The sequence below is a fragment of the Streptomyces sp. NPDC102278 genome (assembly GCF_044766345.1).
Lineage (GTDB): Bacteria > Actinomycetota > Actinomycetes > Streptomycetales > Streptomycetaceae > Streptomyces.
This window is the reverse complement of the sequence record NZ_JBIWLV010000005.1, coordinates 45,007-63,313: the sequence shown is the minus strand read 5'-3', so window position 1 is coordinate 63,313 and position 18,307 is coordinate 45,007. Positions and strand designations below refer to the sequence as shown.

General features: G+C 74.0%; 16 protein-coding genes and 2 pseudogenes. 8 read left to right on the top strand and 10 right to left on the bottom strand.

Annotated elements, in window-relative coordinates; translation table 11 throughout:
- Positions 1–18: 18 nt before the first annotated feature.
- A complete protein-coding gene (locus ACIRO3_RS14895) occupies positions 19–765 on the bottom strand; it encodes a CbtA family protein (protein ID WP_404136457.1) in 747 nt (248 codons plus the stop codon).
- A gap of 31 nt (positions 766–796) precedes the next feature.
- Complete coding sequence (locus ACIRO3_RS14890; RefSeq protein WP_361973549.1) at positions 797–1,012, bottom strand: CbtB-domain containing protein; 216 nt, start codon at positions 1,010–1,012, stop codon at positions 797–799.
- A 243-nt stretch (positions 1,013–1,255) separates the two neighbouring features.
- Between ACIRO3_RS14890 and ACIRO3_RS14885 the strand changes: the two genes are divergently transcribed.
- Positions 1,256–1,777 carry a histidine phosphatase family protein gene (locus ACIRO3_RS14885; protein WP_404136454.1) on the top strand — a complete coding sequence of 174 codons (522 nt, stop codon included), beginning with the start codon at positions 1,256–1,258 and terminating at the stop codon, positions 1,775–1,777.
- A 65-nt stretch (positions 1,778–1,842) separates the two neighbouring features.
- Here the strand turns inward: ACIRO3_RS14885 and pucL are convergent, their stop codons facing one another.
- Complete coding sequence (gene pucL / locus ACIRO3_RS14880; RefSeq protein WP_361770434.1) at positions 1,843–2,760, bottom strand: factor-independent urate hydroxylase; 918 nt, start codon at positions 2,758–2,760, stop codon at positions 1,843–1,845.
- A 298-nt stretch (positions 2,761–3,058) separates the two neighbouring features.
- Positions 3,059–4,408 carry an aspartate aminotransferase family protein gene (locus ACIRO3_RS14875; protein WP_361770431.1) on the bottom strand — a complete coding sequence of 450 codons (1,350 nt, stop codon included), beginning with the start codon at positions 4,406–4,408 and terminating at the stop codon, positions 3,059–3,061.
- Between the two features lie 245 nt (positions 4,409–4,653).
- On the opposite strand from ACIRO3_RS14875, the gene ACIRO3_RS14870 reads away from it, so the two are divergent.
- Positions 4,654–5,106 (top strand): ATP-binding protein, encoded by a 453-nt coding sequence (locus ACIRO3_RS14870; protein WP_404136450.1) that lies wholly within the window; start codon positions 4,654–4,656, stop codon positions 5,104–5,106.
- On the opposite strand, the pseudogene ACIRO3_RS14865 reads toward ACIRO3_RS14870, so the two are convergent.
- The 3 genes and pseudogenes from ACIRO3_RS14865 to ACIRO3_RS14855 form a co-directional block, all read right to left on the bottom strand.
- Positions 5,099–5,857: pseudogene (locus ACIRO3_RS14865) on the bottom strand (SigB/SigF/SigG family RNA polymerase sigma factor); the annotation flags it as partial. The gene ACIRO3_RS14870 and the pseudogene ACIRO3_RS14865 overlap by 8 nt on opposite strands.
- Before the next feature lie 123 nt (positions 5,858–5,980).
- On the bottom strand, positions 5,981–6,961 hold the full coding sequence (locus ACIRO3_RS14860; RefSeq protein ID WP_404136447.1) for a PaaX family transcriptional regulator C-terminal domain-containing protein: 981 nt from the start codon (positions 6,959–6,961) through the stop codon (positions 5,981–5,983).
- Entirely contained in the window at positions 6,958–7,551 is a 594-nt protein-coding gene (locus tag ACIRO3_RS14855) for a GNAT family N-acetyltransferase (protein ID WP_404136444.1), read from the bottom strand. The genes ACIRO3_RS14860 and ACIRO3_RS14855 overlap by 4 nt, the downstream gene beginning before the upstream one ends.
- Before the next feature lie 109 nt (positions 7,552–7,660).
- On the opposite strand from ACIRO3_RS14855, the gene ACIRO3_RS14850 reads away from it, so the two are divergent.
- On the top strand, positions 7,661–8,683 hold the full coding sequence (locus tag ACIRO3_RS14850) for an alpha/beta hydrolase family protein (protein WP_404136441.1): 1,023 nt from the start codon (positions 7,661–7,663) through the stop codon (positions 8,681–8,683).
- 78 nt (positions 8,684–8,761) lie between these two features.
- On the opposite strand, the gene ACIRO3_RS14845 is transcribed toward ACIRO3_RS14850, so the two are convergent.
- The 3 genes from ACIRO3_RS14845 to ACIRO3_RS14835 form a co-directional block, all read right to left on the bottom strand.
- Entirely contained in the window at positions 8,762–10,201 is a 1,440-nt protein-coding gene (locus tag ACIRO3_RS14845) for a DHA2 family efflux MFS transporter permease subunit (RefSeq protein ID WP_404136438.1), read from the bottom strand.
- A gap of 21 nt (positions 10,202–10,222) precedes the next feature.
- Entirely contained in the window at positions 10,223–10,801 is a 579-nt protein-coding gene (locus ACIRO3_RS14840; RefSeq protein WP_361770413.1) for an NAD(P)H-dependent oxidoreductase, read from the bottom strand.
- A gap of 139 nt (positions 10,802–10,940) precedes the next feature.
- A complete protein-coding gene (locus tag ACIRO3_RS14835) occupies positions 10,941–13,619 on the bottom strand; it encodes an AAA family ATPase (RefSeq protein ID WP_404136434.1) in 2,679 nt (892 codons plus the stop codon).
- 106 nt (positions 13,620–13,725) lie between these two features.
- Between ACIRO3_RS14835 and ACIRO3_RS14830 the strand changes: the two genes are divergently transcribed.
- The 5 genes and pseudogenes from ACIRO3_RS14830 to eccD all read left to right on the top strand — a co-directional run bounded on the left by ACIRO3_RS14830 (position 13,726) and on the right by eccD (position 18,302).
- Positions 13,726–14,325 carry a DsbA family protein gene (locus ACIRO3_RS14830; RefSeq protein WP_404136431.1) on the top strand — a complete coding sequence of 200 codons (600 nt, stop codon included), beginning with the start codon at positions 13,726–13,728 and terminating at the stop codon, positions 14,323–14,325.
- 154 nt (positions 14,326–14,479) lie between these two features.
- Entirely contained in the window at positions 14,480–15,310 is an 831-nt protein-coding gene (locus ACIRO3_RS14825) for a PP2C family protein-serine/threonine phosphatase (protein WP_361770404.1), read from the top strand.
- 94 nt (positions 15,311–15,404) lie between these two features.
- A complete protein-coding gene (locus tag ACIRO3_RS14820; RefSeq protein ID WP_404137150.1) occupies positions 15,405–16,304 on the top strand; it encodes an MASE1 domain-containing protein in 900 nt (299 codons plus the stop codon).
- Positions 16,305–16,402: 98 nt separating this feature from the next.
- A pseudogene (locus ACIRO3_RS14815) lies at positions 16,403–16,717 on the top strand (hypothetical protein); the annotation flags it as partial.
- Between the two features lie 229 nt (positions 16,718–16,946).
- Positions 16,947–18,302 (top strand): type VII secretion integral membrane protein EccD, encoded by a 1,356-nt coding sequence (gene eccD / locus ACIRO3_RS14810; protein WP_361770401.1) that lies wholly within the window; start codon positions 16,947–16,949, stop codon positions 18,300–18,302.
- Positions 18,303–18,307: the final 5 nt, after the last annotated feature.

Genomic DNA, 18,307 nt, shown 5'->3' with positions numbered 1-18,307 from the left:
CGACCGGCCCCCTCATCGTCAACTCGTCGGCACAGCCTCCTGGGCCGGGGTCGCGGGGACAAGGGCGCGTTCGGCTAGATATCCGAAGGCGAGGCCGAAAGTCGCCCACGTGACGGCTTGCAGGGCCAGGGTGGCGAGCCGGAACTGCCAGACCAGCGCGGCCGGGAAGCCGTCCGGTACCTCGTTGATGCCGGGCAGCAGCGCGTAGGACAGGCCGATGGCCACGAGGAAGGCGAACGCGGCGACGATCGACGCGTTCCAGTTGCCGAGCCTCGGTGCGAGGCGCCGGCCGAGGATCAGCGCACCCACCGCCAGCAGCACGCTCAACGCGATCATCAGCACGAAGAGGGTGGTTCGTTGGGTGACCGTCTCGGGGTCGCCGACGGCCGGGGGGTTGGAGGGGTACTTGACGAACGGCACCAGGTTGACGGTGAGGAAGAGCCCGCCGGAGACCAGCAGGGCCGTGGCCCGCGGGCCGAAGCGACCGACGCGGCCCAGGGCGTAGCAGAAGACGAGCGCCGCGATGCCGCCGATGGCGACGCCGTACAGGAGGGTGCCGGTGCCGAGGCCCGCGGTTGCCTGCAGGGCCCGGCTGACGGGGGCGCCCTCGTCGCCGTGCTCGTGCGCGCCGGCCTCCTCGATGGCGATGGCGGCGTCCACCTTGGACTCGCCGAGGAGGTAGGCGACGAGGAAGGCGGCCACGCCGGCCAGCAGGCCGGCGAGCATGCCCCGCACGAGCAGCACTCTGGGGGAGATGGGGTTCATGTTCGGGTTCCCTTGCTGAGCGGTGCGGGGATCAGTGGCAGGGGAAGCCGAGCAGGTGGCGGCCGTCGTGCATCCACTCGTGGATGGTGTCGCCCTCGAAGATCGCGGTGGCGCCCTGTTCGGCGCCGACGAGGTACAGCAGGACCAGCATGAGGACGCCGGCGAAGACGGCCCAGGGGGCCAGCGCGGAGAGGGAAATCGGGGTGACGGCGGCGGGAGCCGTCGTGGGCACGGCGGACTGAGCCATGGCAGAACCTCCAGGGGGAACACGCGTCCCGGTCAGTGGTGCTCTTGACGAAGGTGGCGGGTCTGACTTCCCTCCCCGTACTCCTGCGGGAGGTTTCACAGTGGCGCGACCGTGCCGGATTCTCACCGGTGCTTCCGTCATACCGTCGTCATGTCGTCCGAGACCGTACCGCGCGTCCGGCTTGAACACCACGGCGTGTGGGCGCCGTCTCACGCCCCGGTCGAGCGCTTTACGCTTCCCCACATGCCCTCTGTGCGTTCCGCGCCGCCGCGATCCGTCGTACGCGTCCACCTGTTCACACCGCCGTCGGACTCCGACGGCCGCCCCGCCAGGTTCGGGTCCGGGGACCCCGTACCGGGCCACGAGGGCCTGCGCGGCCTCGCCGTCGGGGCCTGGGCGGGACGGGCGCTGGAGGAGGTCGCGGCGGAGGACCCGGCGGCCGTGGGGGCGTGGCTGACCGACCCCGGGTACACGCCTCCCGGCGGCGAGTCGGTGGCCGCGCTGATCGCCCGGGTCGGCGCGCACCTGGCCGAACTGGCGCGCGGAACGCACCGGGTGGTGGTCGAGCAGGCCGTCGTACGGGCGGCCGTGGTGCACGCGCTGGACCTGCCGGCCCCGGTGTTCTGGCGGCTCGACGCCCGGCCCGACACGGTCACCACCCTCACCGGGCGCGCCGGTCGGTGGAACCTGCTCCTGGGACGCCCCGACCCGGAGGCCGCCGACGAGGCCCGCCGGATCGGCGCCGGCGGCCCGGAGAACGACTGAGGAACGCGAACGGCCCGGACCCCGCGACGCGGTCCGGGCCGAACTGACGGGTGGTGTCCGCGGCGTTACGCCACGATCCAGTCGCTGGTGGCGATCACGGGCCGCACGCCGTCACGGTGGATGGTGCCCTCGATCAGGCCGTACATCCGGTCCGCCGCGAAGTAGACCTCGTTGTCGTTCTTGAGGCCGAAGGGCTCCAGGTCGACCAGGAAGTGGTGCTTGTTGGGCAGGTTCAGCCGGACCTCGTTGACCTTGGGGCAGTTGTCCAGCACCCGCTCGGCCATCTGGTTCAGGGTCTGCTGGAGCGAGTACGAGTAGGTCTCCGCGAAGGCTTCCAGCAGGTGCTTGCGCACCTTCTTGTAGGACTGGTCCCAGTCGTACGCGCTGTCCTCGGCGGCCAGGGTGGAGTGCGCCCACCGCGAGGTCACCTTGGTCGCCAGGATGCGGTCGTACGCCTCCTGGAGGGTCGTGTACCTGTCCTTGATGTAGCCGTGGAACTCGGAGTTCGTCGAGTTCATCACCGTCAGGTCCTTCAGGCCCGAGATGACCTGGAGGCCCGTCGTCTCGCTGAACGTGACCTGAGCGGTGCGCACTTCCTGGCCCTTGAGGACGAAGGAGTGCTGCTCCTTGCGCGTGGGGACCGGGATCCGCTCCCACACGAACTCCTCGATGCGGATCTGCGCCTCGCGGATCGGCACCTGGGAGGAGACGAAGTGCTTGGCGAGCAGGATGCCGAAGGCCTCGGGAGAGTCGATGCCGTGTTCCTTGGCGAAGGCGTACACGGTGTTCTTGGTGGTGTCGGTCGGCAGGCAGTTGGCGTTGTCACCGGTCAGGTGGACGTCGCGGAACTCGCCGCGCAGGGCCACGGAGACGTTGAGGTCGCGGATCTCGTGCCAGGAACCGTCGCTGCCCTTGCGGGTGACCTTGACGATGCGGTTCTCGGCCTTGCCGTACTGGTTCTGTGCCAGGACGTGCTTGCTCATGGTGTCTTCCTTCGGGTTCTCGGGAACACGGAGTCCGGTTGTCTGGATCCCGTACGCCCGGCGTCCAGCGCCCGCCCGAAGTTCAAGACGTGTCGCTCCCCGCCGTTCGGCCCCGCAGGACCGCCCCGGGACTGACGTGCATCCCGGTCCGTAGGTGCTTGGTACTGCATGCTTGGTACTGCTTTGTGCCGCGCTACGGATTGCAACATGTGCGCGGGGGGATCTCCCCCGCACGGATCATCCGAATACCGGCACCCACGGATTGGGCGACCCCACAGTCCCCGAAGGAAAGCCCTGGTCAGGCCATGTGCGCATCGGCGACCGAGAGGGCCTCGTCGAGGATCGCCAGGCCCTTGGCCACGTCCTCGGCGGAGATGTTGCAGGCCGGGGCGACGTGGATGCGGTTGCCGGCGATCAGCGGCCACAGCCCGCCCTTCTTGCAGGCGGCCCCGAACGCGGCCATCGGCGCGTTCTCGGCGCCCGAGGCGTTGTACGGCACCAGCGGCTCGCGCGTCGAGGCGTCGCGGACCAGTTCCAACGCCCAGAAGGTGCCCAGGCCCCGGACCTCGCCGACGGCGGGGTGCCGCTCGGCGAGGGCGCGCAGGCCGGGGCCCAGCAGCTCCGCGCCGGTGCGGGCGGACTGCCCGACGGTGTCCTCCTCCTCCATCACGTTGATCGTCGCGACGGCGGCGGCGCAGGCCAGCACGTGCCCGGAGTACGTGAGCCCGCCCGGGTAGGGCCGGCGGGCGAAGGTCTCCGCGATGGCGGCGGAGATGGCGACCCCGCCGAGCGGGACGTAGCCGCTGGTCACGCCCTTGGCGAAGCAGAGCAGGTCGGGGGTGACCTCCCAGTGCTCGGCGGCGAACCAGGTACCGGTCCGACCGAAGCCGACCATGATCTCGTCGAGGATGAAGACGATGCCGTACCGGTCGCACAGCGCGCGCACGCCCGCGAGATAGCCGGCGGGGGGCACGAGCACGCCGGGGGCGCCGCCGACGGTCTCCAGGATGATCGCGGCGATGGACTGGGGGCCCTCGAAGACGATGGTGTCCTCCAGGTGCCGCAGGGCGCGCGCGGACTCCTCGGCCTCGGTGGTCGCGTGGAAGGGCGAGCGGTAGAGGAACGGGCCCCAGAAGTGCACGACGCCGGCGGTCGCGGTGTCGTTGCCGAAGCGTCGGGCGTCGCCGGTCAGGTTGATCGCGGTGGAGGTGGCCCCGTGGTACGAGCGGTACGCGGACAGCACCTTGGGCCGCCCGGTGTGCAGCCGGGCCATCCGTACGGCGTTCTCCACGGCCTCGGCGCCCGCGTTGGTGAAGAAGATCTTGTCGAGGTCGCCGGGGGTGCGCTCGGCGATCAGCCGGGCGGCCTCGGAGCGCACGTCCACGGCGAAGCCGGGGGCGACGGTGCACAGTGTGGCGGCCTGCTCCGCGATGGCGGCGGCGACCCGGGGGTGCTGGTATCCGATGTTGGTGTAGACGAGCGCGCTGGAGAAGTCGAGGAACCGATTGCCCTGGTAGTCCCAGAAGTACGAGCCCTCGGCCCCCGCGACGGCGAGCGGGTCGATGAGCTCCTGCGCCGACCAGGAATGGAAGACGTGCTTCCGGTCGGCGTCTTTCACGGCGGCGAGGGCGTCGGCTTCTGCGTTCATGACCCGAGGGTAGTTGTCCGGGATGTGGACCCCGGGGCGCCTCCCTCGCGGGGCGACCCGAATTCCCCCGGGGGAGCCTGCGGGCCTTGGCGGGGCCGATTCCGGAAGATGATGCGGTGAGGTGTGCATCCGGCACGCGGTCACGGGGGGCGGTTCCGAGGTCCGGGCGGACCGGAGGTCGGGATTGACCGATCCGGGCCTGGGTAGGTGCGCCGCGCAGGGGCGGTGCGGAGACGGGAGGCCCTGTGGCCGAGCAGACTCGGAGGCTGGTCCTGGGCGGTGCCACGACGGGGGTCGTCACGCGCTGCCGGGACTTCACCCGGCAGGCACTCGCCGACTGGCAGTGGACGCGCGACCAGGACGCGGTGGACGACGTGCTCCTCCTCGTCTCCGAAGTGGTGACCAACGCCTGCCTGCACGCGGGCGGCCCCCGCGAACTGGTCCTGCGGCAGGCCCCCGGACGACTGCGCGTCGAGGTCAGCGACGACAACCCCGAGCCTCCGCGGCGGCGGACGTCGGGAGATCGTGGCCGGCCGGGAGGACACGGTCTCGTCGTACTGGAGCGGCTCGCCCGGAGCTGGGGGGCGCAGCCGTCGGGCGGCGCGGGGACCGGCAAGACGGTCTGGCTGGAGGTGCCGGGTCCGGGGACCGCCGCGACCCCGGCTCCGGAGCCGGATCGGCAGGCTCCGTGTCCGTGAGGAGCCCGGTCCGCAGCCGAGTCAGGGTCCGGTTCAACAGCCGGGACACGTGCATCTGGGACAGCCCGAGCCGTTCCCCGATCTCCGCCTGGGTCAGTTCCTCCCCGAAGCGCAGCTCCAGCAGGCTCCGCTCCCGCTCGGGCAGCCCGGCCAGCATCGGCACCAGGGACTCCATGCACTCGATCAGGTCGTACGCCGGCTCCTCGGCGCCGAGCGAAGGCCGCGCCGTGTACGGGTCGCGCTCGCCCTCCTCCTGCGGCTGCGGCGGGGCGTCCAGCGAGCGCGCCGAGTAGGCGCACGCGGCCTTCCGCCCCTCCGCGAGTTCCTCGGGCGTGACGTGCAGCCGCTCGGACAGTTCGGCGTCGGTGGGCTCGCGGCCGAGACCCTGTTCCAGCGCGTCGTGCGCCTTGGCGGTGTCGATGCGCAGTTCCTGGAGCCGGCGGGGGACCTTGACGGCCCAACTGGTGTCCCGGAAGAACCGCTTGATCTCCCCGGTGATGGTGGGCATCGCGAACGAGGTGAACTCGACGCCGCGGTCCGGGTCGAAGCGGTTGATGGCCTTGATGAGACCGATGGTGCCGACCTGGACGATGTCCTCCATCGGCTCGCTGCGGTTGCGGAACCGGCGGGCGGCGTACCGGACCAGGCTGAGGTTGAGTTCGACGAGGGTGTTGCGCGTGCGCGAGTACTCCTCGGTTCCCTCCTCCAGGCCCGCGAGCCTGCGGAACAGGGCCACCGAGACGGTCCTGGCCTCGTGGGTCGAGACATCGGTGAGGTCGGTGTGTTCCATCGCTCTGCGCTCCTCGGGCGGCCGGTCCCGGGGGTGGGGCCGTCGTCGCGCGGTCTAGAGGGATATACCCCCTCACATCATGACCTACCCGGGCGTATGGCGCGGCTCGTCCGCCTCCGCGCCCGGGACCTCCGCGCCCGGGACCTCCGCGCCCGGGACCTCCGCGCCCGGGGCCTCCGCGCCCGGGGCCTGTGCGCCCAGAGCTTGCGCGTACAGCCGGAAGAGGCGGGGACCCGGGGACGGGGCGGCGGCGTGCAGGCGGGCCCAGGCGGAGGCGGCGGCCGTGCGGGCCGCCGCGCCGGGCCAAGGGCGGGGCAGCAGCTCGGGCGGCAGCAGCGGGTCCGGGAGCATCGCGTCGGAGAAGGCGGCGGCCAGCTCCACCGCGCGCGCCAGCGGGTGGGAGGCCGCCGGCCCGGAGGCTGCCGGCCCGGAAGTCCCCGGTCCGGAAGGCCCCGGCCCGGGGTGCCCCGGTTCGGGGCGTGAGGCCAGCTCGCGCAGCGCCTCGTACCGCTGCGCGATCTCCGTCAACGGCCACAGGCGGGCCGCCAGGGCCCGGGGGTCGTCCGTCCCGCCGATCTCCAGGTCCCGGGTGCCGAGGCAGGTCAGCCCGGCTCCCACCCCCAGCTCGGCGGCCCGGGCGCGGACGTACGGCCCGATCGGGTGCGGGCTCACGTACAGCCCGCCCTGGAGCGGCGCGGCTCCCAGGACCGTCAGGGCGTCCCGCAGGGCGTCCCGGGCGGCCCGCGCGGACTCGGGCACGGCGAAGGCGAAGACGTGCCAGACCCCGTCCCAGGGCTCCAGGCCCCGGTCCTGCCGGTAGGCGTGCCGGACGTACTCCACCTCCGGGACCGCCGGCAGCCCGCCGCCCGGCCCCACCACGCGCAGCACGGCCCGGCGTCCCCGTCCCTCGACCTCGAAGCGGCCCTCCGCCGCCAGCCGCTTCACGCACAGGCGGACCTGCTGGTCGCTCATGCCGAGCGCGCCGGCGACCTCGTACAGCTCGCCGCCGTCGACGGTGCCGTCCTCGCGCACCAGCGCGTGCACCACCAGCCGCGTGGGGATCATCGGGCCGTCACCTCCTTGTGCATCGTCGTGACGGCCCCGAAGCCCAGGACGTCCCGCAGCCACGGCGTCCGCCGCACCCGCACGGCACGGAAACCGCGCCGCTCGTACAGGGCCCGCGCCCGCGGGTTCTCCTCGACCACGTCCAGCCGGATCCGCCGGCAACCCCGTTCCGCGGCGACCTCCTCGACGCCGTCCAGCAGCAGGGCGCCGATGCCCTCGCCCCGCCGGGCGGGGTCCACGGCGATGCCGTCCATGACCAGCTCGCCCCGGGCCGGGGTGCGTTCCAAGAGCGCCAGCAGGAACACCCGGTACAGGCCTTTGACCTGCCCGTACGCGGTCCTGATCGCGGCCGTGTCACCGCCGACGAGGCCGCGCCCGGCGAGTTGGTACCCGGCGACGCCCAGGACCCGTCCGTCCTCGTCCGACACGGTCAGGGCCCGGTCCGCGTGCAGGTGGTCGGCGATGAACCGGCGTCCCGGTCCGGCGGGTCCGAGGGCGGCGCCCAGTTTGTGGCCGAAGGCCTCCCAGTAGAGCTCGGCCACCCGTTCCTCGGCGCCCTCGGGCAGTCCGCGCAGCAATGTCGTCGTCATACGCACAAGCATAATACGTTCATGATGGTTACGATCGTTTCAGTTTCGATCGTTCCACGGTTTCCGCGTCCTCTTCCCGAGCGACGCGGACGTCAACGGGGGTACCGGCATGTCCCGCACACGACGCACCACACGACGCACCATCCGCGATCTCCTCCTCCTCGCCCTCGCCGGCGCGCTCCTCCTGGCCGGGGTCGTCGTCTGGCAGAACGACTACGACCTGCGCGAACAACAGGTCACCGTCCCCGCCGCGGGACACGAACTGTCCGGGGTGCTCGCCACCCCCACCACCGGTCGGGGGCCCTTCCCCCTGGTCGTGTTCGTGCACGGAGACGGCGAGGTCGACGCCACGCACGACGGCTTCTACCGGCCCTACTGGGAGGCCTTCGCCCGCGCCGGCTACGCCTCGCTCTCCCTCGACAAGCCCGCCGAATGGCTCGACCAGACCATGGACGACCGGGCCCGCGAGAGCCTCGACGCCCTCGCCTGGGCGAGCCGGCGGCCCGAGATCGACCGGACCCGCATCGGACTCTGGGGCGCGAGCCAGGCCGGCTGGGTGCTGCCCAAGGTGGCCGCACGGGCCCCCGCGCCCGGGATCCGCTTCGTGATCGCCGTCGGCACCGCCGTGAACTGGGAGCGCCAGGGGGAGTACAACCTGCGCGCGGAACTGCGCGACTCGGGAGCCGGCCCCGAGCGCGTCGCGGCCGCCCTGCGCCGCAGGGAGACGGTCGGCGCGCTGCTGCGACGCGGTGCGAGCCACGAGGAGTACCTCGCGAGCCCCGACGCCGATCCGCGACTGTCCCCCGGGCGCTGGACGTTCATCACCCGCAACCACACGGCCGACGCGACCGCCGACCTGAGGGCGATGCCGCACGTCCCGGTGCTGCTGATCGCCGGCGCCGACGACCTGAACGTCGACGGCGCCGAGACCGAGACCGTGTACCGGCAGACGCTCGCCCCGGGCACCCTCACGGTCCGCCGCTACCCGGGGGCCACCCACTCCCTGGTCCGCACCCCGGTCGAGCGATCCTCCTGGCGGCTGCCGCTGACGGCGCTGTTCGCGCCGAGGAAGCTCTTTCCGCCGCGCCTCCTCGACGACCAGCGGGACTTCCTCACCGCGCAGGCGCCCTGACGCGGGAGTGCCCGGGGCCCGCCGGTCGAACCGGCGCGTCCCGGACACGGGGTCCCGCTTCCCGTCACCGAGGTGCGGTCACCCGTTCCGCCGGGGCTGGAGGAGCGCCGGTACCAGGGCGGCGGCCAGCGCGACGACCACCCACAGGTAGGTGTGCTGGAAGGCGCCGGCGAGCGCGGGGGCCGAGGCGCCGCGGGCGACGGCCAGGCCCCCGCCGCCGGCCGCGGCCGTGGTCAGCAGCACCGAGAACAGCGCCATGCCGATCGACCCGGAGATCTGGGAGTTGATGTTGAGCAGGGTGCTCGCGGCCGGGACCCGGTCGGGGCCGAACCCGCGGGTCGCGCCGGTGATGGTCGGCATCATCGTCATCCCGACGCCCGCGCCGGCCACCGTCAGCGCGGCCATCAGCCGCCAGTACGGGACCTCGGCATCGGCGATCTGGGCCGTGAAGGCCGCGTAGCCGAGCACGGCCAGCGACACCCCGAACGGCACGATCCGCCCCGCCGGGACCCGGTCGGTGAGCCGGCTCGCGATCTGCAGGGCGATGCCGGTCGCCAGTACCTGCGGGATGCCCAACAGCCCGGACACCGTGGCGCTTTCGCCGCGCACGAGCTGGTAGTACATCGGCACCAGCATCAGCGCCCCGAAGTAGGCGCCCGCGAACAGCGCCATCGTGCCCACCCCGGCCGCGAAGGCCCGTACCCGCAGGAGTCGCAGGTCCAGCAGGGGCGAACGGGCCATCAGCGCCCGTACGACGAAGGCCGCCACCAGCACCGCGCCGACGACGGTGGGCACGAGCGCGTTCGGCGCGGCGAAGTCGCCGCGCTCACCGCCCGTGGCCAGGCCGTAGATCAGCGCCGCCAGGCCCGGGGAGAGCGTCAGCAGGCCGATGACGTCGAGCGGGCGGGACGCGCGGGTGGTGTCGCGGGGCAGGATCCGCGAGGCCAAGGCCACCGCGAGGACCCCGACCGGCACGTTGACGTAGAAGATCCACCGCCAGGAGGCCTCGTCCACGAGCCACCCGCCGAGCACCGGCCCGACCAGCGGACCCACCAGCACCGGAAGGCCGAGCAGGCCCATCATCCGGCCCTTGCGTTCGGCGGAGGCGGCGTTCAGCACGATGGCCATCCCGAGCGGCATCACCATGCCGCCGCCGAGGCCCTGCAGGACCCGGAACGCGATCAGGGTCTCGATGTTCCAGGCGAGGCCGGCGAGCGCCGAACCGGCCGTGAACAGGGCGATGGACAGGACGTAGAGCCGCTTCGTGCCGAAGCGGCCGGCCGCCCAGGCGGTGAGCGGGATGACGGCGGCGAGCGCGAGGGTGTAGGCGGTCGCCGTCCACTGGACGGTGGCCAGGGGCGATGCGAAGTGGCGCGAGAGACCGCCCAGGGCGACGCCGAGGATGGTGGTGTCCAGCACCGTCATGAACGAGCCGAGGACCACCACCATGGCGATCGCGAGCGGGGAGGGGACGGGGGTCACGGTCCGCCGGAGGGCGGCCGGTTCGGTGGTGGTCATCGGTGGCTCCTTCCGGTTCCGTCAGTTGCCGTACGGGCGGGCCGCGCGGCCCTCGCGCAGGGTCCGCCCCCACCAGGCGAGCTGGTCGAGCAGGACCTTGGCCGCGCCGGCGGCGCCCGCGGGGTCGTCGGCCCGACCGTCCTCGCCGAAGTGGTCCCAGGCGGAGTGGAAGCTGACGACGTCCCGGACGCTCACGCAGTGCAGTTCGGCGAAGATCTGACGCAGGTGCTCGACGGCGCGCAGACCGCCGGCCTGGCCGCCGTACGACACGAAGCCGACGGGCTTGGCCCTCCACTCGGAGTGGTGCAGGTCGATGAAGTGCTTGAGGTGGGCGGGGTAGCTGTGGTTGTACTCCGGGGTGAGGACGACGTAGGCGTCGGCCGCTTCGACCCGGGCCCGCAGCGCGGCCAGCGCCGGGGAGGGCTCACTGCCCCAGTCGGGGTGGACGTCGGGCAGCTCCAGCGCGGCGACGTCGATGACGTCCACGTCGAAGTCGGCGTGCCGGCGGGCGATCGGGGCGAACCAGTCCGCGACGGTGGGGCCGAAGCGGCCTTCGCGGGTGGAGCCGATGACGAGGGCGAGACGCAGGTTGTTTTCCATGCCCCGAACCTACGAGCGGGCGGCCCGGCGGGTCCTCTGTCGAGTGACCGGGTTCCGGTGACCGGGGTCGTGACGGGAGCGGCCCCCACGCCGGCGCGGGCGGATCCCGCGCGCCGGACCCCGCCCCCGCCGGGCGTTTTCAGACCGCCAGGTCCAGCCGGGTCAGCTCCATCCGCGAGGTCACGCCCAGCTTCGGGTACGCGTTGTACAAGTGGTACCCGACCGTCCGTGGACTGAGGAACAACTGGGCCCCGATGTCCCGGTTGGTCAGACCGGTCGCCGCGAGCCGCACCACCTGCAACTCCTGCGGCGTCAGCCGGTCCAGGTCGGACCCGGCGGCGGGCTGCTCCGACCGCCCCTCGCCCGCGGCGCGCAGCTCCCCGGCGGCGCGCCGCGCCCAAGGGGTCGCGCCCAGCCGCGTGAAGGACTCCCCGGCGGCCCGCAGCGGGCCCCGGGAGTCCACCGGGCGCCGCACCCGGCGCAGCCACTCCCCGTACAACAGGGCCGTGCGGGCCTCCTCGAAGCGGTCCGTGTCCCCTTCGCCGTGCAGGACCAGGGCGCGCCGGAACAACTCCTCGGCGTCCTCGGTCAGCAGGGCCTCGCACCGTACCTCCACCGCGCGGATCCCGGGCCGCTCCAACTGCCGGGACAGCTCCCGCAGACGCTCCCACGCCGCCCGGGCGGCGTCCGGCCGGCCCGCCCGAAGGGCCGCCTCCACCTCGTCGGCGTCCCGGCCGCAACACGTGCACGCCGCCCCGGCGGGCGCCGCGGCGGCCCGGTCCGCGGCCGCCTCGTGCCGGCCGAGCCCCAGGTCGAGCAGGATGCCCGCCGACGCCATCCGGTGGCGTACGTCGGGCAGGTCGACCGTTGCGGCGGTGTCCGCCAGCTCCCGGAACCACGCCTCGTCGCCCCGGACCGCCGCCAGGCCGGCGAGCGTTCCCGCGAGCTGCGCGGCCGTCCGGGCCTGCCCGGTGTCGGCGGCGATCCGCAGCCCCTCCGTACCGCCGGCCAGCGCGTCCCGGTGCCGCCCGAGCCGCAGTTGGGCCTGGCACACCTCCAGCAGGGCGCGCGGCAGCACCCCGATCGCGCCCTGCGCCCGGCACTCCCGCTCGACGGCGGCGGCCCGCTCGCAGGCGGCCCGGTGGTCTCCCAGGAACCCGGGCCAGCACGCGGAACGCAACGCCTCGCGCAGGTCCCCGAGTTCCCCCGCCGGACGCGCCGAGGCGTCGCGCAGGAACCGCAGCGCGTCCGTCCGCACCCCCGCCTCGGGTGACGACAGCCGGGCCAGCGCCCGGATCTCCGCCAGGTTCGGCACCCCGGCCACCGCCGCCGCCTCGGTCGCCCGTGCCACGCCCCGCGGGTCCCCGCCGACCCAGGCGCTGCCCACGGCGAGGAACAGCATGCGTCCCGCGCCCTCCGGGTCCTCGGCGGCGACCGGGGGCGCCGCCTCCAACAGCAGGGTGTGCGCCCGGGCCAGGTCGCCCCGCTCGTCGGCGATCTCCGCGACGATCGACGCGAGCCGGGAGTCCGCCCGCGCTCCGCCCGGTGCGACGCGGGCGGTCGCGGCCAGCGCGCACGCCCGGTCCAACTGGCCCGCGTGCAGGGCGGCCTGCGCCGCCGCACCGAGCCGGCGTCCGCGCTCGGCGGGATCCGGGCTCAGTTCCGCGGCCCGCTCGTACACCCCGGCCAGCGCGGCGTGCCCGCCCCGGGCGCGGACCTGCTCCCCGCCGCGCTCCAGCGCCGCGGCGACCTCCTCGTCGGGGGCCGTCGCGGCTGCCGCGAGGTGCCAGGCCGCCCGGTGGCCCTCGCTGGACTCCGCCAGGGCGCGGTGCGCGGCGAGCCGACGGGCCGCCGGGACGGACCGGTACGCCGCCGACCGGATCAGCGGATGCCGGAAGACCAGCCGGGCCCCGTCGAGCCGTACCAGGCCGTGCTGTTCGGCGGGCGCCAGGTCGGCGAGGCCCGCGCCCAGCCGGCCGGCGGCCTCGAAGACCGTCCCGGCGTCGCCCTCGTCGGCCGCGGCCGCCACCAGCAGCAGCGTCCCGGTCGGCTCCGGCAGCGCGGCGATGCGGGTGGCGAAGCTCTGCTCGATCCGGCCGCGCGGACCCCCGTACGGGGACCCGTGCCCCTCGCGCCGCGCCGTGGTCAGCTCCAGCAGCGCGAGCGGGTTCCCCTCGGCCTCCCGCAGCACGTCCTGCCGCTCGTGCTGCCCGAGGTCGGCGGCGTACAGGGCCAACAGGTCGGCGGCGGTCGCCCCGTCGAGGCGCCGCAGCCGCAGCTCGTCGAGCCCGGCCGGCCGGAACTCGGGCGTGTGCGGGTCCCGCGCGCAGAACACCAGGGCGATCCGCTCGGCGTGCAGTCTGCGGGCGGCGAACACCAGGGCCTCGGCGGAGGCCGGGTCCAGCCACTGGGCATCGTCCACGAGGCAGAACAGCGGGCGCTCCTCGGCCAGTTCGGCGAGCAGCGTCAGCACCGCGAGGCCGACCAGGAACCGGTCGCCGCCGGCCGGGGCGCCCGCGCCGGTCCCCAGGGCCGTCCGCAGCGCGTCGGCCTGCGCGGCGGGCAGCGCGTCCGCCCGGTCGAGCACGGAACGCAGCAGCAGGTGCAGCCCCGCGTACGGCAGGGCGCTCTCGAACTCGATGCCCGTCCCGCGCAACACCCGTATGTCGTCGCCCGCCTCGGCGAGCACCCCGTCCAACAGGGCCGTCTTGCCGATGCCGGCCTCGCCCCGCACCACGAGCACCCCGCTGCGGCCGTCGCGCGCACCGGCCAGCAGCCGTTCGACGACGGCCCGTTCCCCACCCCGGCCCAGCAGCATCGGACGTCCCCCTCGGATCCCCGTCACCCGACAGATGCCCGGGCCGTCCCGGTGCTCCTACGGTCGAGCCGTCAGCTCGTCCACCCACCGTACGCGGAGGCCCCCGATGAAGATCGAATTCACCCTCGACATCCCCTGCGTCTGGTCGTACTTCGCCTTCGCCCGCCTCACCGGCGAGGCCGCCCGGGTCCGCGCCGCCGGCGGCACGGTCGACCTGGTCTTCCGCCCCTACCAGTTGGCACCCGGGGCCACCGTCGAGGGCGAGCCGAAGACGGAGGTGCTGCGGCGGGCGTTCGGCGCCGACGTCGGCCCGGCGATCGCCCGGATCACGGCGCTGGCCGCCGCCGAGGGACTGGAGTTCCACCACGAGGGCGCCGTCTTCTCCCACACCTTCGAGGCACACCGCCTGATCGCCGTCGCCGCCGAGCAGGGCCGGGCCGAGGCCGTCGTCGAGCGGCTCTTGCGGGCCCACCACAGCGACGGCCTGAACATCGCCGACCCGGCCGTCCTGCGCCGGCTCGCCGCCGACGCGGGGGTCGCCTGGAGCGAGGGGGGAGCCGACGCCGTCCGGGCCGCGCTGGTCGAGGTCCGCGCCGAGGCCCTGCCCGGCATCCCGTACCTGCGCTTCCCGGACGGGGCCACCTTCACGGGCAACCCGTCGAGGGAGGCACTGGCCGCCGCCCTCGCGCCGGCCGCCGCGGCGTAGCGCCGTCCTCCGCCCCCTCCGTCCTCCGGCCGCCCCGCCCTCTACCCGCTCCCGGGACCGGCGGCAACCGCAGGGCGTCCCCGGGCGGGGATCGGGACACGCAAATACGATGGGCGTACCGCTCGGTCGCCCACGGAGAGAGGTCCAGACGCCCATGGCCCCGCGTCGCGCCCCTCGGCAGGCGAGCGCCGACGACCTCCTGGCCACCCTCGGACGGCTCACGGCCCAGGCCCGGGAAGGCGCCGAGCTCCAGCGGGCCCGGGTGCAGCTGGCCGAGGCGCTGCAACGCGAGATGTTGCCGCCCTCGCTGCCCGACGCCCCCGGACTGCGGACCGCGGCCCGCTACGCGCCCGCCCGGCAGGGCCTGGACATCGGTGGCGACTGGTACGACGGCTTCCCGCTCACCGACGGCTCGCTCGGCTTCTCCATCGGGGACGTCCAGGGCCACGACGTGGAGGCGGCGGCCTTCATGGGGCAGATCCGCATCGCGCTCCGCGCGGTCGCCGCGGCCGCCGAGGACCCGGGCGACGTGCTCAGCCGGGCCAATGACCTGCTGATCTCGGTCAACCAGGAGCTCTTCGCCACCTGCACCTTCCTGCGCTTCGACCCGAGCACCTGGGAGATCGACGGCGCCCGTGCCGGGCACGTCCCGGCGGTCTGGGCCACGGTCGACGGCGACTGCGGGACGGACGAGGACGAGGGCGGACTCCCGCTGGGCGTCCTCGCCGGCTCCGAGTACCCCGTCACCCGCCGCCGGCTCCGACGGGCGGGCGCGTACGTCCTGCTCACCGACGGGGTGGTCGAGGGCCCCTCGTTCCCCATCGAGACGGGGCTGGCGCAAGTGCTCCGGGTGGTCCGGGACGGGGCGGGCGCGGACCCCGAGGAGTTGGCCGCCGAGGTGATGAAAGTGGCCGACTCCACCGGCCACGCGGACGACGCGGCGGTCCTCGTCCTGCGCCACGACGCACCACCGGGGGCCGAGTAGCGCGTGTCAGGCGCCGCCGGGAGCCACCGGCCGTTGTCTCATACATGGGGTGCACACCGAGCGATGGCAACGCCGAGGCCTCCCGTACCTGCTGATGTCCATCCTCGCCGTCGCCCTCGCCTATTACCTGGGCGGACGCGTCGGCCTGCTCCAGCGCGTGGTCCTCGCGGGCGCCCAGGTCACGCCCCTGTGGCTGCCCACCGGCATCGCGGTCGCCGCGCTGCTGTGGCTGGGGCCCCGGATCTGGCCGGGGATCGCGCTGGGGACCTTCTGCGTCATGCAGACCCTCGGCCCGTTCGAGCCGGTCGGCCTCGCCATCGTCGCCGGGAACACCCTCGCGCCGCTGTGCGCGTACGCGTTGCTCCGCCGGGTCGGCTTCCGGACCGAGATGGACCGCCTCCGGGACGGCCTGGCGCTGGTCTTCCTCGGCGGGCTGCTGCCGATGCTGATCAGCGCCACCGTCGGCGCCGGAGTACTGGCGCTGAGCGGCAGCCTGCCGGCGAGCGGCTTCTGGCCGGTCTGGTCGTCCTGGTGGGCCGGCGACGCGATGGGCGTGCTGGTCGTGACCCCGGTGCTGCTGGTCCTGCCACGGTTCCGGCTCACCTCCGACCTCTACCGGGCGGCCGAGGGGGCGGCGCTGGCGGTCACGGCGGTGGCGGCCACCCTGGCGGCCACCCGCAGCTCGCTCTCGCTGCTCTTCCTGGTCTTCCCGCTGCTGATCTGGGCCGCCGTGCGCTTCCAGCTGCCGGGAGCGGCGCCCTGCTCGCTGCTGATCTCCGTCCTGGCCATCGCGGCGGCCACCGATCGGGCGGGCCCCTTCGAGGACCACAGCCTCTTCGAGATCATGGTCAACCTGATGGCGCTCAACGGCTCGGCCGCCCTGACGGCCCTGCTCCTGTCGGCGATGGTCACCGAGCAGCAGAACGTCCGCCGCAAGATCGAGCAGGCCTGCGTGGATCTGGCCGAACTGGTCGCCCGGCTCTCCGGGCCGTGACCTTGACCGCGACCGCGCGACGCCCCCGGGGTGTGCCCGAACCCGCCGGATGTTCTATGTTGCACAGGCAAAACAGCGGGGGAGGCGACGGACGGCACATGGCACGGGACTACGACAGTCAACTGCTGGAGTCGGTGGCGGTACGCCGGCGCCGGATGCGCGACGCGCTGCTGTTCGGTGCGGGGCGGGCGCGACGCACGGCGGACGAACGGCTCGGGAAGGTGTTCGCGGGCATCGCCATCGCGGCCGTCCTGTGCGCGGGATGCGTCGGATGGTCCTTCATCCAGGCGACGCTGGCGAAACAGAAGGCCGAACAGCAGCAACAGAAGCAGCAACAGCAGGGACTCGTGCAGCCGTACGCGCAGCCGTCGGCGACCCCGACCCCCGCGCAGGCGTCGGCCCCGTCGAAGACGGCCGGCAAGGCGGCGTCCGCGCACGCCTCCGGGCCCGCGGCCAGACCGTCGACCACGAAGCCCTCGAAGTCCGGGACCCCGGCCGGGACGGCGGGCCCGTCGAAGTCGCCCCGCCCGTCCAAGGCCCGCACGTCGCCGCCGCCGTCGCCGGCGAAGTCGCCCAAGCCCACCCATTCGTAGAAACCTTGACCCCGAAGGGCCGCAACGCCGCGATGATAGGTTCCCGCAAGTGGTGAGCACAGCAACGACTTCCCGAGCGCAACTGTCCCGGGTGACCCTGGTCGGCGAGCGACGCCGGGCCGACATGGTCCTCCCTTCGGACACCCCCATCGGGCAGCTGCTTCCGGACATCCTGCAGTTGCTCGACGACCGTGCCGCCTCGCGGCCCATGACACGCCAGTTGGTGACGTCGGACGGTTCGGCCCTGCCGCAGGACAGCACGCTGGCCGGCGCCGGCATAGCCGACGGCGCGGTCCTGCGGCTGGTCAGGACCCACTCCGCGCCGCCCGCCCCCGTCGTGCACGACGTGGTCGACCTGGTGGCCGACGACCTCGACCTGCGGGCCTGGCGCTGGCGCCCCGCCGCCCGCAGGGGCAGCGCGGGAGTGGCGACCATCGCCTTCGCGGTGACCGCCGCCCTGCTCGCCCGCCGCGAGTTCGCGCTCGACGCCCTGGCCGGCGCCCTGCTCGTCGTGACCCTCCTCCTGCTCGCCGCCGGCGCCCTCGGCGCCCGCGTCGGGAACGGGAACCGGGGCCTGGCCACGGCCCTGCTGCTCGCCTCCGGAGGACTCGGCATCCTCACGGCGTGGACGGCCGCCGACGCCCACCAGTGGGCGGGAACCGCACGACTGGCCGCCGTCGCGGCCGCGCTCGTCCTGACCCTCGTCATGCTCGGCTGGTTCTCCCCGCTCGGTCGCGGCGGATTCATGGGCGCCGCCGCCATCGCCACGATCACCGGCGTGTGGGAGGTGGTCGCCTCCGTCCAGGACGACCCGGCTCGGCTCGGCGCGGTCATGGCCCTGTTCTCCGTCGTCCTGCTCGGTCTGCTGCCCCGCCTCGCGCTGATGGCCGCGGGACTGACCGCGCTCGACGACCGGCGCTCCGGCGGAACCTCCGTGAGCCGGCACCAGGTGGGCAACGCGCTCGCCGCCACCCACCGGGGCCTCGCCCTCGCGACGATCGCGACGGCCGTCTCCGCCGCGGCGGCCGGCTGGTTGCTCACGCGGGCCGGTGACCCGAACGTGTGGACCGTCGTGCTGCCGTCGCTCGTCGCCGTGGTGCTCCTGTCGAGGGCACGGGCCTTCCCGCTGGTCGCCGAGGTCGTGGCGCTGATCGCGGCGGCGGGGCTGCTCCTCGTACGCCTCGTGGTGCTGTGGATCGATCACGGCGGCGGGGCGGGAGCCCTCGCCGTACTGTGCGTGGCCGCGCTGCTGCCGCTGCTCGGGCTCGCGATGCAGCCGCCGGACCACGTGCAGGTACGGCTGCGACGCACGGCCGACTTCGTCGAGTCCGTCGGGGTGGTGGGGCTGTTCCCGCTGGCCGTCGGGGTGTTCGGCATCTACGGGCAGTTGCTCGACAAGTTCTGAGGTCC

Excerpts from the sequence above, each read along its gene's own strand:
- ACIRO3_RS14830 (WP_404136431.1), top strand. The coding sequence starts at position 13,726 with ATGAAGATCGAATTCACCCTCGACATCCCCTGCGTCTGGTCGTACTTC.
- ACIRO3_RS14855 (WP_404136444.1), bottom strand. The coding sequence starts at position 7,551 with ATGACGACGACATTGCTGCGCGGACTGCCCGAGGGCGCCGAGGAACGG.
- ACIRO3_RS14895 (WP_404136457.1), bottom strand. The coding sequence starts at position 765 with ATGAACCCCATCTCCCCCAGAGTGCTGCTCGTGCGGGGCATGCTCGCC.
- ACIRO3_RS14875 (WP_361770431.1), bottom strand. The coding sequence starts at position 4,408 with ATGAACGCAGAAGCCGACGCCCTCGCCGCCGTGAAAGACGCCGACCGG.
- ACIRO3_RS14890 (WP_361973549.1), bottom strand. The coding sequence starts at position 1,012 with ATGGCTCAGTCCGCCGTGCCCACGACGGCTCCCGCCGCCGTCACCCCG.
- ACIRO3_RS14850 (WP_404136441.1), top strand. The coding sequence starts at position 7,661 with ATGTCCCGCACACGACGCACCACACGACGCACCATCCGCGATCTCCTC.
- pucL (WP_361770434.1), bottom strand. The coding sequence starts at position 2,760 with ATGAGCAAGCACGTCCTGGCACAGAACCAGTACGGCAAGGCCGAGAAC.
- ACIRO3_RS14885 (WP_404136454.1), top strand. The coding sequence starts at position 1,256 with ATGCCCTCTGTGCGTTCCGCGCCGCCGCGATCCGTCGTACGCGTCCAC.
- ACIRO3_RS14835 (WP_404136434.1), bottom strand. The coding sequence starts at position 13,619 with ATGCTGCTGGGCCGGGGTGGGGAACGGGCCGTCGTCGAACGGCTGCTG.
- ACIRO3_RS14825 (WP_361770404.1), top strand. The coding sequence starts at position 14,480 with ATGGCCCCGCGTCGCGCCCCTCGGCAGGCGAGCGCCGACGACCTCCTG.
- ACIRO3_RS14840 (WP_361770413.1), bottom strand. The coding sequence starts at position 10,801 with ATGGAAAACAACCTGCGTCTCGCCCTCGTCATCGGCTCCACCCGCGAA.
- ACIRO3_RS14845 (WP_404136438.1), bottom strand. The coding sequence starts at position 10,201 with ATGACCACCACCGAACCGGCCGCCCTCCGGCGGACCGTGACCCCCGTC.
- ACIRO3_RS14820 (WP_404137150.1), top strand. The coding sequence starts at position 15,405 with ATGTCCATCCTCGCCGTCGCCCTCGCCTATTACCTGGGCGGACGCGTC.
- ACIRO3_RS14860 (WP_404136447.1), bottom strand. The coding sequence starts at position 6,961 with ATGATCCCCACGCGGCTGGTGGTGCACGCGCTGGTGCGCGAGGACGGC.